Raw genomic sequence first — 15,187 nt, 5'->3', positions numbered from 1 at the left:
AGAAAACAGTCATAACGCGAGCGTTTCTATACCTCTAAGCCGAGGTGATGGAGTTTATTCTTATAAGGCAACCATTAACCGTGTTTGGTATCCTGGTAGTTACTGCTGTGAGACTGAGAAAGTTGAAACTGGAGTCATAACAATAGTCGTCGATGTCCCTGATAAGCCAGGAAAACCAACAATAAACTCGTTGCCAGACCCACTGGAAGCCGAAGATGGCACCTACAGCATAGGCTGGCAAGCCCCAACAACCGGCGATTTCGACTATTACCTGGTCCAAGAAAAGAAAGAGGGCGGTCCCGACTGGTGCGCCGACAACAATCCCTACAACACAAAGAAAAAAGAGCACGGAATCTGCTATTCGAAAAAGAGCGCCGTCTCTTCCCCGCGCAGTTACTCTGTCAGCAACCGAACGGACGGCTCCTATCGCTACCGCGTATTCGCCTGCAATGCCCTGGAGTGCGGCGACCCGAGTGCCGTCAAAACCGTCAATGTCCAGCCAATCCCCGCGCCCAAGGTTACCTGGCTGGACCCAATCGCCGGCGACTCGCTAAAAGCTGGTGATTTTCAGACGCTCAGAGTCCAGGTCACTGACGGTAGGGATATAGCTTCGGTCAAGTTCTACCGCAATTCGGTAGAGTCCACTAACCTGCTCGACTATCCCGTAGATCTCGATAACCAGTGCAGCGGCTGTTATTTCGCAAACTGGCCGTCAGTAACGGCCGGTACCACACAGCTTATCGCGGTGGCCACAAATGACGCAGAAAAGAAGGGGCAGGCCACTATTTCTGTCTCCGTCAGCACCAATGCGGACCCGCAGGTAAGTTTTGATCTGGATGCGCTGCCGGAGGAGATAGTTGCCGGCCAGGACATCACCCTGATTGCCAAGGCGCGGGATACCGATGGCAGTATCACCTCAGTCGAGTTCCTCGTTGGCGGCGCCGTCGTCGGTTCTGGAACTTATGCCCGCACCGAATCCGGCTGGGACATCTACGAATATCCATGGACGGTCCCCTCTGCGGGCGACTACCGCCTTGGCGCCCGCGCCACCGACAACGATGGCGCACCGGCCGAGACTTACCACGACGTCCACTTCGATGCACTGGAGCCACCCCAGCCTCCGACTCAAATCAAGGTTGACGACCTACTGGCGCCGATACCGGACAATATAACCGGCTATTACACCGTCTCCTGGAATGAGATGGCCGGCGCCACTCACGGCTACCTGCTGCAGCAGCTGATGGTGGGGGTCGACGACAAATTCAAGGAAGTTCCCGTTGTGGACGGGGCCCTGTCCGCCTATCTGCCCAACCAGACCCAGGGCAGTTACCGCTATCGCGTAGCTGCCTGTAACGCAGCCGGCTGCGGAGACTTCAGCGGCGAGATAACTCTGGATGTCGTGCTCTCTGCACCGCAGGCGCCCGCCAGCCTGGCGCTGGTGAAAAAGCACGGTGAGTACGATCTTACCGGCACCTATTCGCTGAACTGGCCGCTGGTGACCAGCGAACCCAAGCCCGACTACTACCAATTCGAGGAAATAGAGGGCAGCGCCGATTCGACGAGTGAAGGGCTGACAGTGAAGCTCGGCAGTTCGGTCGCGAAAGTCGAAATCACTAACAAGTCATCCGGAACCTACAGCTACCGCGTCAAGGCTTGCAACGCCTATGACTGCAGCCCCGACAGCGAAATCGTGACCCTCGATGTATTGCCACCGACCCTGCTAACAGCCGAGCCCGGCTGTGACGGTAATTGCCTGTTGCTCAGCGGCAGCGGCCTGGACCCGGATTCCACATTTACGCTGACCGACCGCGAGAGCGGCGCCCAGCAGGTGCTGAGCCAGAGCGCGGTCACCTGGACATCGCCCACCGAAGAGGACCCTGCGACCTATGCGCAGCTGGCGCTGAGCGATGCGATGCGCTCGGTACTCTTCAACCAGGAGAAAAAGGGCCTGCGCGTTTCCGTGGAAAACTCCAATGGTGAGCGCGCCGGCATCAATGCCTATGGCGACAAGGCCATCGAGCGCCTGAGCCAGATAGACTCGGCACCCACGGTGGGCGCCGACGGCACTATCTACGTGGGCTCCGGCAACAAGGTCTACGCCCTCAATCCCGAGGATGGTTCGGTTGTGTCCGGCTGGCCCTATGCCACCGGGGACCTGGTCAAGGCCACGCCCACGGTCGATTCCGTCAACGGCAATATCTACGTCGGCTCCCTGGACGACAATCTCTACGCGCTGACGCCCCTGGGCCTGGAACAGTGGCGCCTGCAGACCGGCGGCGACCTGGTGGCCTCCGCGGTGTTGGATGAAAACCGCATCCTCTACCAGGGCTCGATGGACGGTGTGCTCTACGCGGTGCAGGCACAGAACGGCGCAATCCAGTGGACCTATCCCGCCGGCGCCGGCATTGCCGAGACGCCGGTACTGGCCGGCAACGGCACCCTGTACTTCACCACCGTCGGCAGCAGCCAGGTCTACGCCCTGGGCCGCGGTATCCTGGGCCCTGATCAGCTGGTCTGGGAGAGCAGTGACGACTCGCTGCTGAAGGAGCAACTGGAAGACCTCAACTGGCAACCGGCGGAGAGCCAGCTGCCCGAGTACCAGACGGCTGCGCGCCTGTATAGGCTGCTGCTGCAACCGCCGCTGAACCTGAGCCGCGACGTGCTCACCTTCTGGACCTATGCGCTGGTCAACGGCGCCAGCGTGGAAGAAGTGGCGAGTGCCTTCCTGAAATCCGATACCGGCAAGGCCAACTTCCCGTCCACCCAGAGCAACGCTGCCTTTGTGGACGCTCTCTACGCCCGCGCCTTCCCTGCTCAGCAACAGCCGGCGTTTACCTACGCGGGCCAGACCTTTACCCGCAACAGCCTGCTGGACGCTATGGCCGGCGGCGCGACCCGCGCCCAGGTGGCCGCACTCTTCGCCCAGTCGATCGAGTACACCGCCGCCACCAACGAGGTCCTGCGCCGCAGCTTCGATTATTTCTATACCCAGGACTACAGCTGGGCGGTATTCAGCTGCGATGAGGGTGACGAGTACACCCGTGACTGCGACAGCGATGGCCTGCCAGACTACTGGGAAATCCTCTTCTTCGGCAGCGACGACATCGAGAGCGGCGATTCGGACGCGGACGGCGATGGTCTCAGCAACCGTGACGCCTTCCTCGCCAATCTCGATCCCTGCGCCAACCTGTGCAGCTACGGCGTCACCACCCAGGCGCCGGCTCCCGCGCCCATGCCGACAGTTGATCCCGGCCAGCTCGCCATCTCCGCCGAGATTGGCAGCCTGCCCGGTCAGTTCCGCGTCAACGAATCCGGTGCGGCCAGCTACAGCATTCCACTCAGCCTGCCCGCCGGCACCGCCGGCGTGGCCCCGGAGATCTCCCTCAATTACACCAGCCAGGGCAGCAACGGCCTGGTCGGCCACGGCTGGACCATCGGCGGCCTCTCGGCGATTTCCCGCTGCCGCCAGACCCTGGGACAGGACGGCCAAGTCAAGGCCATCGCCTGGACGGCGGAGGACCGCTTTTGCCTGGACGGCCAGCGCCTGCTGGTGGTTGAAGGCAAGTATGGTGCGTCGGGCAGCCGCTACCGCACCGAGATTGACAGCTTCGCGCTGGTTAAAGCCCACGGCGGCAAAGCTGGCCACCCGGCCTATTTCACCGTGGAGCGCAAGGACGGCTCCATCAGCTACTACGGCGATGGCAACAACGCCAAACAGGAAACCGTGTCCGGTAACACCCTGACCTGGGCCATCAGCCGCTTCGAGGACAGCGCCGGCAACCCGATTGAGTTCTCCTACGCTGTCGATGCGGATAAGGACAACCCGAAGCAGAAATACAGCCATCGCATCAGCGAAATTCGCTACGCCTACACCGGCGCCAGCAGCAGTCCGGGAGCCAGAGTGAGCTTCGAGTACGGGGACCGCAGCGACCATATCAGCGGCTACCTGGCAGGAGAATTGCTGGAAACCAGAAAGCGCCTCGAAGCCGTGCATGTCTACAACGACAACAGCGAAGCGCGTCGCTACGAACTCGAATACCTGGACTACCCGGCGGACAACCTCAGCCGCCTGGAGCGCATGCGCCAGTGCGTCGGATCCCTCTGCAAGCCGGACACGGTATTCGACTGGCGCCTGCCGGTGCCGGGCAGCTTTGCCAGCAGTCACAGCAACAGCGTCACCCTCAGCACCCAGCGCGACCGCGCCGCCATAGGCACCCGCCCGGCGGATATCAACGGCGACGGCCGCATGGACCTGGTCTGGCTGGAGCCGGACTGGTACGAAGACGGTTCGGGGAAAATTGCGTTCCAGAGCTTCAAGTACGTGCTCGCCACGGAAAACGGCTTCGGCATCGAGAGACAAGCCCTGCGCGATGGGGCCAATGTAAGAAACCCCTACCGCTGGGAAATGATCGACTACAACGGCGACGGCCGCGCCGACCTGGCCTATTACGCGAAAAAAGCCAAGGAGTGGCGCATCGTCCTGTCCCGCCCGCAAGGAAACGGCAATTGGGCGCTCACCGGGCCCTACCTGGTGGCGGAAAACCTGGACGATGAGGACATGCGCTTTATCGACATCAATGGCGACGGCATGGTGGACGCGGTCAGCAGCGATGGCTACTGGCCCCTTGAGCCCGATCCCACCGAGCCCACCACGTCCAGTCATTACTACCACTTCGCCACCAAGAAGCCGATGGCGGTGGAAGGGCTGGATGCATGGGGAGATGGTGACATAGACACCAGGTACCAGCGCCAGTTTGTGGAGACTTACCTGGCTCCCGGAGCTGCGGGAGATTTCAATGGAGATGGCAGTGTCGATCTCATCCTTTTTGACACCAAGGTAACAACCGAGAATCCTCACTATGATCCTTACGATACGTCCGCTGTCACTACCACCTTGGTAGAGCAGCATAGCCGGGCGTACCGAGTCTCGGTTGAGGAAGATGAACAGGGGGGGATGAAGCTCGTCAGCCGAGAAAAATTGCTGGATTTCGTGCAGAAAGCCAAGGACTTCAAAAAGAGAAACCGCGAAGGAGCATACTATCTCCACTGGAACAGTGGTCCTATAACGGATGGAGCCTCTCCCCTCGACCGCCACGGCGACCTGAAGCAAAAGCTCCACGTGGCGGATATCAACGGTGACGGCCTCACCGACTTGATAGTGCAGGACGGCTTAGCGGAGGGCGTTTCGGAAGAGAATGCCCGCTACCATTATCAGTTGAGCACCGGCCAGGGATTCAAGGATGCGGTCGATCTCGGCATCCTGCCGGAAAAATCCCAACTGCAGTGGTTCGATTACGACAACGACGGCCATCTCGACCTGGTTTGGCACGACCCCGAGGCCAGCCGCCTCAAGGTCAGGCGCTGGCGCAGTCTGGATAACGAGTTTGGCGGGGCCGATTCCTTCCGCACAACCAGTGGAGACGACGACGCCCTGCACTTGTTCGCCGATATGAACGGCGACGGCGTCGCCGACTATGTGCGCGTCGAAGACGACAAGGCCTACCTTTACCCGGCCACAGATTTCCGGGTGCCGGTCAACGTGATAGATAAAATCACCAACGGCCTGGGTGCGGAAACTGACATCAGCTACGGCTCCCTGGCCAACAGCGGCCACTACGCCCGCATAGAAGTCACCACCAATCCGGAGCGGCGCTGTCACTACGAACCGGAAGTGGATCTGGAGTGGTGCGGTCAGTATCAGGTAGCGGATGCGAAGGCTTTCTACGGCGCCCTGAACAACAGCTGGGAAGGCGACGACCGCCTGGGCAAATTGTCCCCGACCCTGGAACTGATGGGCCCCATGTACGTGGTCACCCGTGTGGACGGCAGCGCACCCACTGCCACCGATATCGGTGCAAAAAGCGCAGTCAGCTACCACTACGCCCAGGCCAAGATCCAGGCCGGCGGCCGCGGCATGCTCGGCTTCGAGCAACTGCGCACCGTGGACGAACAGACCGGCGTGGAGACCACCACCTTCTACCGCCAGGACTTCCCCTTCCTCGGCTACCCGCAGAGCACCGAGGTCAAGACGGCGGACGGCAAGCTGCTCAGCAGGTCGGTCAACACCTGGAAGCTGAAAAACACCAAGGGCCAGGACTGGAATAATGACTGGCCGCAGACCGCGAAGAACGACGGCAGCGCCCAGCTGGGTCCGCTTCAGCCCTGGCTGGCGCAGAGTGTCGAGGAAAGTTGGGATCTGAACGGCAGTTCGGAAGACGATCCCCTAAAGACCGTCACCACCGCCAACAAGTACGACAGCCACGGCAACCCCACGCGCATAGTGGTCACCACCGTGGCGGAGAACGGCGACACCTTCATCACCGACACCACTAACGAATACGGCGAAGGCAAGCGCCTCTCCTTTGCCGGCACGGAGCGCGTGCTGTCCAGCTACCCGCAGCTGGGCCGCCTGACCAAAACAACGGTGATACACAGCCGTACCGAAAGCGGCGAATACGATGAGGAGACGCGCACCAGCGCCTTCACCTATTACAACGATGGCACTGCCAAGACGGGCCTGTTGGAAACAGAAACCATCGAGCCGGATGCCACAGCGGATGAGGCGCAGCTGAAGCTCACCACCCGCTACGACTATGACGAGTTTGGCAACAAGGTGAAGGCCACCCAGACGGCCGCCGGCGAAGAGCCCCGCTCCAGCCAGTGGTACTACAAAAACAATCAGGGCCGCTACCTGGAGTTGGAGAAAAATGCCGAAGAGCAGGTTGTCCGACAGGTGATCGAGCGCAACCACCTGGGCTTGCCGCTGGAAGTCAAGGACATGGCCGGCGTCTCCGCCTTCTTCGAGTACGACGCCTTCGGTCGCAGGGTACTCGAATACAGTCAGACCGGCGCCCACAGCATCACCCTGCTCGCCGCCGCCGGCAGCCACTGCCCGGACGGCAGTGTCTACCAGCAGACGGTGCGGCAGGCCGGCGGCGCCGAGTCCCTGACCTGCTTCGACGTTCTCGCCCGCGAAACCCGCAGTGCCACCCGTGGCTTCGATGGTGGCTGGGTCTATGCGGACACCGAGTACGATGAGCTGGGCCGCGTCAGCCGCAAGTCCGAGCCCTACAGCGGCAGTCCGGGAAGTGCCCATTACTGGACGCAGATGGACTATGACATTCTCGGCCGCGTCACCGGCACAGATCTGCCCGGCACCGTCAACAACAATGGCTACCAGGGCGAAGACGGCCTGGCCCATGACGTGCACGTCGAATACAACGGCTACCAAACAGTTACCACCAACCCCGAGGGCCACACCAAGACCGAGACCAAGAACGCCCGTGGCGAACTGGTTATGGTGGTCGACAACCTCGGCGGTAAGCTGGAATACCGCTATGACGCTCAGGGCAATCTGCGCTTTGTCACTCGAACCGGCGACGATGGAGCACTGAGCACCGTCACCGATATGCAGTACGACAAGCTCGGGCGCAAGGAGTATATGAAGGACCCGGACAAGGGCGAGTGGCACTACGGCTACAACGGCTTTGGCGAGCTGAAATGGCAGATAGATGCCAAGCGACAGATGGTGGTCAATGAATACGACCGCCTCGGCCGCCAAGTGCGCCGCACCGACTATCGCAATGGCGATATCGAGGACCCGGACGAGTTGAATGCCGACAGCAATATCGAAGGCGATACCATCTGGAACTACAACAACAGCGCCGAGTGGGATGAGGATGTACCTCCGGGCGCGCTCTCCGGTGTGATCGATATCGAGAGCGGCTACGCCCAGGTGCCCAGCTATGATCGCTTCGGCCGCCCGGCCAGCCAGCTCACCAGCCTGGCCGAGGGCGACGACCACTGGACCAGGACCACCTACGACGAGTACGGCCGCGTCTTCCAGCAGTTCGATGCTGCCGGTGATGGCACCTGGCGCTCCAGCGCCACCCAAAATATCTACAACCAATACGGTTACTTGGAAGCCGTGCTGGACGGCGAAAACATCAACCAGGCCAGCGCCGAGAACTACTACACGGTGATGGCCATGGACGAGCGCGGCAACGTCACCGAGTTCCGCCAGGGCAATGGCGTCGTCACCGTGCGGGAATATGATCCCGCCACCGGCCGCCTCGAACACCAGACCGCCTCGGTACTCGGCATCAAGCAGGTTCAGGACCTCACCTACCAGTGGGACAACCTCGGCAACCTGGACAACCGCCGCGACCGCAGCGGAGACAAGGATCTGTTCGAGGAATTCGATTACGACGGACTGAACCGCCTAAAGAGCGCCCAGGTCAGCGGCCGCGCGGCACAGACGTTGGACTACGATGGCCTCGGCAATATCGAGTACAAGTCCGATGTGGGTGACTACTACTATGCGGGGGATGATTGTAAAGAGGTGGCGGGTCCCCACGCGGTCTGCGCCACCTCCGATGGCGTCACATACCAGTATGACGCCAACGGCAATATGACCAGCGACAGCGGCGGCCGCAGCCTGCAGTACAGCACCTTCGACAAGCCGCTGCTGATCGAAAAGGATGGCCACACCACCGCCTTCAAATATGGGCCGGATCGAAGCCGCTACCTGCGTGTCGATATCGATAGCAGCGGCAAGCGCACCGAGACCCGCTACATCGGCAATGTGGAGAAGATCTCTAGCTCCGACGGCACAAGGGAGATCAAGCGCTACCTTCCCGGCGGTGCTGTAGTGACGCTGGCCACAGAATCCGACGGTTCGACCCAGCGCACCAGCCGCTACATGCACAAGGATCACCTGGGCTCTGTGGATGTCATAACTGATGCCAGCGGCTCCGTGGTGCAGGCCATGTCCTTTGATGCCTGGGGCCAGCGGCGGAATGCGCAGAGTTGGGAGGCTCTGATCGGTACCGAGCTGACCGGCTTTGATACCGGGTTAACTACGCGCGGCTATACCGGGCATGAGATGCTGGATCAGGTAGGGCTGATCCATATGAATGGGCGTATCTACGATGCGCGGTTGGGGCGGTTCCTGCAGGCCGATATATTGATCGACGGAGTAACGTCTACACAGGGATTCAATCGCTATAGCTATGTCCACAATAACCCCCTAAATACTGTCGACCCGACTGGTTATCTGGGTAGTTTCCTGGGTGGGGTGATCGGTGGAGTTATAGGGTTTTTTGCTTGTGGTCCAGCTTGTGCTATAAAAGGCGCCGCTATTGGTGCAGGTATTGGTGCAGGGGTTGAAGTACTAATCAATGGGGGTAACCTTGGTGATGCGCTTATCGCGGGGGTTTCTGCATTTGCGCTAACCTATGCAGGAGGTGCCTTATTTCCAGGACTTGGCGCGGAGTTTGGTGAGCTGTTGGTTTATGGCCTCCAGATGGGTGTTGTTGGTGGTATTACCTCAGTCTTGCAAGGCGGAAAATTTGGACATGGCTTTGTAAGTGCTGGAATAGGAGCTGTTCTAGGGGGCGCTGTTGCTGGCTCAAATTGGTTCCAAGGGTTAGAGTTTGGCGGGCAACTAATTACTCGAGCAGTGGTTGGGGGAACTATCTCCAAGGCTACTGGTGGAAAGTTTGCAAATGGGGCGGCTACCGCTGCGTTCTCGATGGCAGTACAGGCAGCAGCTTCCGGAAGTGGAAATCGCCCTGGATTTACCGAGGGTGGCGTGGAAGTTGATTACAGTCAGTTAGAAACCGAGGCGGACTATCAACTGGTTGATGATCATTTGGCTTCACTTGTGGGCGATGTATCTGTCGACCAGGCTTCACTTGCCATAGCGGGAACAGAGCTTGGCTTTCATTACACCCGTGCACAATTGGCGGCAGCGACAATTACTTCAAGAGATGTTGTCAATGGAGCAATGCGGCATCACTTCATCCGCTCGCAACATGAAGTGGTTACCTATGCTAAGTGGGTGGGGAGTGTAACCGGAGTTACTGGTGGGGCTTCTTACGGAATGAGAGCTATGGCTGCATGGCCTCCTGCCAGGAAATTGATGGCAGCAGAAACTCTTCGTAGGGCTATAAGCTGGGGGGCTGAAGAGGTTCTAGGGGCAGAGTTACCAAGTGCCAGCGGATACCCTAAACCGAGAATTCCATCGGTTCCACCGCGTCCGACGCAAGAATATAGTCAGCCAATATACTAATCATGGTTATATACTGGAGGTCTTTGGTACGTATAGTTGCATGGTTCTCGATATATGTATTTGTATTGTTTCTCGTGGCTGAGTTTACAGAGTCGTGGCTTGCTGTAGGTTTGTCAGGAATTTTTTTGCTAGTGCTTTGGGTTCTTATTGTCAATGTTGGTGAAATTTATAAGGGGCGTAAGTTAAAGAAATTCTTGGCTTCTGTTGCTAGAGAAGCAGAGATTACCGAAAGTACGCAATTGACCAAAGGATATGTGTATTTTTCTGGTCATTTGTTTACGGCTGCAGTGGATGTTTCTAGTGAAGGAGTTTTTATATACAGTGCCGGCATATGCGTATGCTTGATTCCGTGGGAGGCCATCTCATCAATAAAAGTAGTTGGGCCCAGCGATCTCTTGCGCGCAAGGATCAGGTTTGTTCGATATGCGGAGATAATAAGCATCTCTTGGAAGGATGAATTCAAGGACGTAGTTCCAGGTCAGGTTAGATGCATTCTGTAGCTTTAGAGTAAGTAATGTTTAGTGAACTCAGAAAAAAGCGAGCGTTGAAATCCTATATCTCCAAACTGCCGGGACTTCTCCGGAAGGACTATGGTGGTGTTGGTCCCTATACGGCCGGGCAAGTCACAAAGACCATTGAGCGCTATGGTCTAAATCGGCGATATCTAGCCTATGCGTGCGCGATCTTTGTGGAAAAGGAGCGCTTCGTGGCGGCATACCAGAATGAAGCTGATATTGCTGCCTACGAAGAATTGAAGCAGGAAGTCGCAGACAAGTTCTTTCTCGGAAATGCGAACTTCAGTGCTGCTGATAGTGGGTACGCAGCCTTTGATGGAAGCGGCTTTGGCTCTGTTGATAGTGATTAATCATCGATTTTTAACAGAGTAATAAGCCCCGGCAAGGAAACTTACCGGGGCTTTGCCATTATAGCGTTCAGCAAAACCGCCTGAGCTGCCGGCCAATCTCCGCCAGCCCAGCCTCATGTACAGCGGGGAACCGATCCACGGCAGCCACCAGCTCCCGCGCCGCCGGCGCAATCCAGGCGATGGCCTCCAGGGTGTCGCGGTGTTGCCGAGCCAGGTCTTTCCAATGCCAGATAGGTTCGTGATGAAAAATCCGGTTCCTCAGATGGCGGATGCGCTGGAAGCGTCGAGAGAGGTTCTGCCGGGTGCGCAGACGCCGGGGCATGTTGGGGAAGGCGGCTTTTAGCAGGCGTGGCCACAGCAGCACAAAATCAGCACAAAATCAGGACACCCACCAATCAGAAGGCTGACTGGAAATGGCTGCCGGATCAGTCTGAAGAGGGTGCGAGCACAGTGGCTGGCTAAATGAGCTGGGAGAGCTGTGTATAACGACGCCACACTGTATTCTTGAGGTGAGTCAATTTATCGCAGCAAGCCTGCGATGACGTTTTTTAAGAGGTGGCAGTAAAAGATTAGGAGGCTGCGGGTGGCGAGAGGTAGCGCTCGCAGTCGTGGATGCCGTGGCTCCAGCGTTTGCCGAGTTGCTCACAGGCTGCGCGCACAGAATGGGCGGCTCCAACCAGAGACTTGAAGCGGCTTTCGAAGTTTCGGTTGAGATGGAGCCAGTGCCGGGGATCGATTTGCAGTCGCTCCAGGATCGGTGGCAGCTTTTCGTGAATGGCCCCGCGTTTGTCTTCGCGCAGGCAGCGCCCGCTCCAGTCCACCAGCTCCAGGTAATCCTGCAGGCGGAAGGGTAGCCCTTCAGGCATGGATTGCCGCGGATTTCCGGTAAAAGGCAAGAGCCGGGCCGGCTGCTTGCCTTCTTTCGCTGCTGCAATGCGCTGCTGGATGGAGGTGTGTTCCGATGCTTCCGGTGTCGCCGCCATCTTCGCGCGGATCGGATTCAGATCCACATAGGCCAGGCAGGCGGCCAGTGCCTGTTCGTCGAGCAGCGCCTGAGACTTGTAGCGAGACTCCCAGAAGCGGCCATTGCAGTTGTCTTCCCGGTTGGCCTCGCGGGCGATAGATTCATTCAGATAGCGCATAAACCAGCTGATATCCACCAGCCGCTCGCGCCAGCACTCCACCACCTCCGTCAATCGCGCCAATTCTGACCGGTCCAGCCGCTCACCGCGCTCGAAGCGCTGGGACAGGGTCGAGCCTTTGAACAGCTGGTGCCAGCGTTCTACCACCTCCAAGGTATCCCAGCGGCTCGCCTGATCCCGGTTGATATGGAGCACCACATGATAGTGGTTGCTCATCACCGCATAGCCACAGATATCCAGCGCGAAGACCTCGCCCAGCATCAACAGGCGGTCTTCGATCCACTGGCGGCGGTGTTCAAAAGACTGTCCGGTACGCTCGTCCCGCCCGCACAGAAAGGCGCGGCGCACGCAACGGGAGACGCAGTGGTAGTAGGGTGTTGTGTCGGGAGATATCAGGGCTTTGCGCGGCAGTCCCATCGCTGGCTACTTATATGGCTGTATGGATAGCCAGTATTTTGCAGACGTATGTGCGGATTGCAATGGTGTTGGCGCTTGTTACTTTTCATTTTGTGGGTGTCCATGATTCACGTCCATGATTCACGGTTGGCGCTTGTTACTTTTCATTTTGTGGGTGTCCATGATTCAGGTGTCCATGATTCATCCATGGGTGTCCATGATTCATCCATGATTCATCTTCATACGTCTTTCGAAGACTGTCTTTGATAACATTATGTCAGGAAAATCCGATTATTCATTACTACATGAGATAATTCATTATGCTGCACCTCAATATGATCATCTCGCGTACAATTTGCAGAAAAATAATGTTAACGCGGTTGGAGGGGTGGCTCATGCTAGGGTTACAAGTGGCAGGTCTGAAAATTTACTCAATCCATATGCATATCAGGGGATATTGGAAGAGTGGTAAAATGATCTGTTTTAAAGAGAAATTGTATTCTGCCTGTTTAATCATCCTGTTTTCTTCATATGGGTGCGCATCTGAGGGTGACATGAAATTTGATAAATATCAGGTTGAGGTAGTGATGGGAGTGGATTGTGATCATGCAACGGAGCAATTGGATGTTATTTTAAGGTTTCGCAATCTTGGAGAAGAAGTGGTTAATTTTAGTCGCTCTGAATTAGGTCTTGGAATCTACCCAGAAGATAGATTTGCACTTTTTCCGGAGTACCCCATCGGGAAGAAGAATTATAAGAAAAAGGCTAGGTACAGAGGTGGTAATGGTTCTCACCAAATTTCACCAATGAAATCGGTGTTTTCCTTGTTTCCCGGGGAGGAAATATATATTAGGAATTCAATTTCCAGGCTGTATGAATTGGATACGGATTTTAATTATTATGTTGAGGCCCCTATTTCCTATAGTGTTGGTCCTGATTTGAAGGCGGTTCTGGTTGCTGCGAAATCCTATATAGATATGGCATGTTTTTCAAAGAACGGCATTGTTTGGCTGAAATCAGAATTTGAGTGAACACTGCCTCACTGGTCCATGATCAAAGGATCAATGGGGTCGATCAATCGTCAATGAACGTCAAGAGGGTGTTCAAAATTCTGTAATCAATAGGGCCATGATAATCAATAGGGTCAGCAGCGGCCTGGCAAGGCCGCACATTTTAGCGGGTGGAAATCCCGCCCGGGTAACCGCTAGCCACGGGCCTGGTATCGAGCCTTGCAGCCAATGCGGTAACGGATTGGTTGTTGCGTAGGCACGAAAGCAGGCGAGGTGCAAAGGTAACGGGTGAAGCCGACCCTGAAGGTGTAGAGTCCCGAAAATTATTTCTTGGAGAGTGCCGACGGGTTTGACCCTCCGGCAGGTAACAAGCGGCATCGCGATGAGGGAGTGATGCGGCTACTCCCCGGGGTCCGAGGCCGCGTCGAGCCTGACACTGCGTAATCAATGGGGTTAATCAATGGGGGCAGACTCGAATGGCACTAAGTTAAGGTGTTCCGCAGTGAACTTTTAAGGAACTGCGCTGTGGGAGCCCGCCCTGCAGTCCACGTAGGGTGTGCCGTGCGCACCGAAAGGCTCCGCAGGTTGCCAGCTTTGATGCGGTGCGCACGGCGCACCCTACGGAACCTTGTGCCGTAGGAGCCTGCTTGCAGGCGAACAACGGTTCACTGGGGTTGGGAGAGGGGACCGTCGCAGGCGCCCATTACTCGGAGAGAGGGACTGTATTTCATCAGTCGACCAACACCCGGTACGCTCTCGTACCACCCGTACAGGAAAGTACGGCACACATGGCGGAATATGCAGTAGTTCGATTAAATTAGAATACTGATCCAGGAACAGTTTTTTGCTTGACTGTATTTCGGGAAGTTGCTTACATGCGCCGGATTGGCCGTGTCTGGTCGCGATACATTCAGCCAGCGGTCAGGGGGATAACAGTATGCTAAGGAGAGGCAATCGTGTTAAGCGAACAGCAGTCTGAATTCTGTATCCGGGCCTTCCGGAATGCCCTGAATGCTCATATCGGTGTGGGCAAGAAACCCGATGGCCGCAACGCCTGTGTGCTGAATATCACCAGGCACGATAATACGGAACTGTTTCTGTACGGCTACTCCAGTGCAAAGTCCCTATCCAACTCGGAGCTCGCGAGTCTCGAGAATGCGGGCTTTCCCCTTGTCCCCGATGTGGCCCAGTCCTTGAGGGTGTATGCGTGCGGCGGCATGGGGCAGTACCATACAGAGCCTCGCCTGATCAATTTCCTCTACGCGTCGCCCGGTTATATTGAGAATGTCAAGACGGCCCTGGTTATCTCTGAAATAGATTGCTGCAAGACTTGCATGAAATACACCATTGATATCTTTGTCCGCAACAATCCGAATGTGGAGGTGTACACCGACGAGTTTGGTAAAAATCCGGGCAGAAATTTACAGCCGAGGTTCGTCTATCAGGGTCCGGCCCCGTTTAAGTGGGCTTAGCATAGACCCGGTGGGGATAGCGGTATTTCCCCCACCTCGCTGATCGCCAATGGGGCGGCCAGAGGCTTACCAACGTGACTGTCTATTTTTTCGCCATGCTCCATTTCCGATCGGGCTTGTACAGTTTGGCCATCAATCCTTGAACTTTTCCCCTCCGCCCCTATCTAACCGTCGATCAATCGTCTGAACCTTGTTTAAACGGGCATTCCCCTGTCTGTTCTCCGCGAACA

General features: G+C 57.0%; 5 protein-coding genes. 4 read left to right on the top strand and 1 reads right to left on the bottom strand.

The genetic code is table 11. From position 1 onward, the window contains the following. Nucleotides 1-190 precede the first annotated feature (190 nt). Entirely contained in the window at nucleotides 191-10,072 is a 9,882-nt protein-coding gene (locus AC6R19_RS04340; RefSeq protein ID WP_500578395.1) for an FG-GAP-like repeat-containing protein, read from the top strand. 514 nt (nucleotides 10,073-10,586) lie between these two features. Continuing rightward, nucleotides 10,587-10,937 carry a DUF6559 family protein gene (locus AC6R19_RS04335; protein ID WP_500578394.1) on the top strand — a complete coding sequence of 117 codons (351 nt, stop codon included), beginning with the start codon at nucleotides 10,587-10,589 and terminating at the stop codon, nucleotides 10,935-10,937. A gap of 569 nt (nucleotides 10,938-11,506) precedes the next feature. On the opposite strand, the gene AC6R19_RS04330 is transcribed toward AC6R19_RS04335, so the two are convergent. Further along, nucleotides 11,507-12,496: a transposase gene (locus tag AC6R19_RS04330; protein ID WP_500578393.1), complete on the bottom strand. Its 990-nt coding sequence runs from the start codon at nucleotides 12,494-12,496 to the stop codon at nucleotides 11,507-11,509. 533 nt (nucleotides 12,497-13,029) lie between these two features. On the opposite strand from AC6R19_RS04330, the gene AC6R19_RS04325 reads away from it, so the two are divergent. Continuing rightward, the gene (locus AC6R19_RS04325) at nucleotides 13,030-13,506 is read left to right on the top strand and encodes a hypothetical protein (RefSeq protein ID WP_500578392.1); all 477 of its coding nucleotides are present in this window, start codon (nucleotides 13,030-13,032) and stop codon (nucleotides 13,504-13,506) included. Nucleotides 13,507-14,441: 935 nt separating this feature from the next. Next, nucleotides 14,442-14,957 (top strand): hypothetical protein, encoded by a 516-nt coding sequence (locus AC6R19_RS04320; protein WP_500578390.1) that lies wholly within the window; start codon nucleotides 14,442-14,444, stop codon nucleotides 14,955-14,957. Nucleotides 14,958-15,187: the final 230 nt, after the last annotated feature.

Source organism: Microbulbifer sp. SE14 (genome assembly GCF_059834885.1).
Note: the sequence above shows the minus strand (reverse complement) of the source record. Positions and strands in the feature narration are given on the sequence as shown.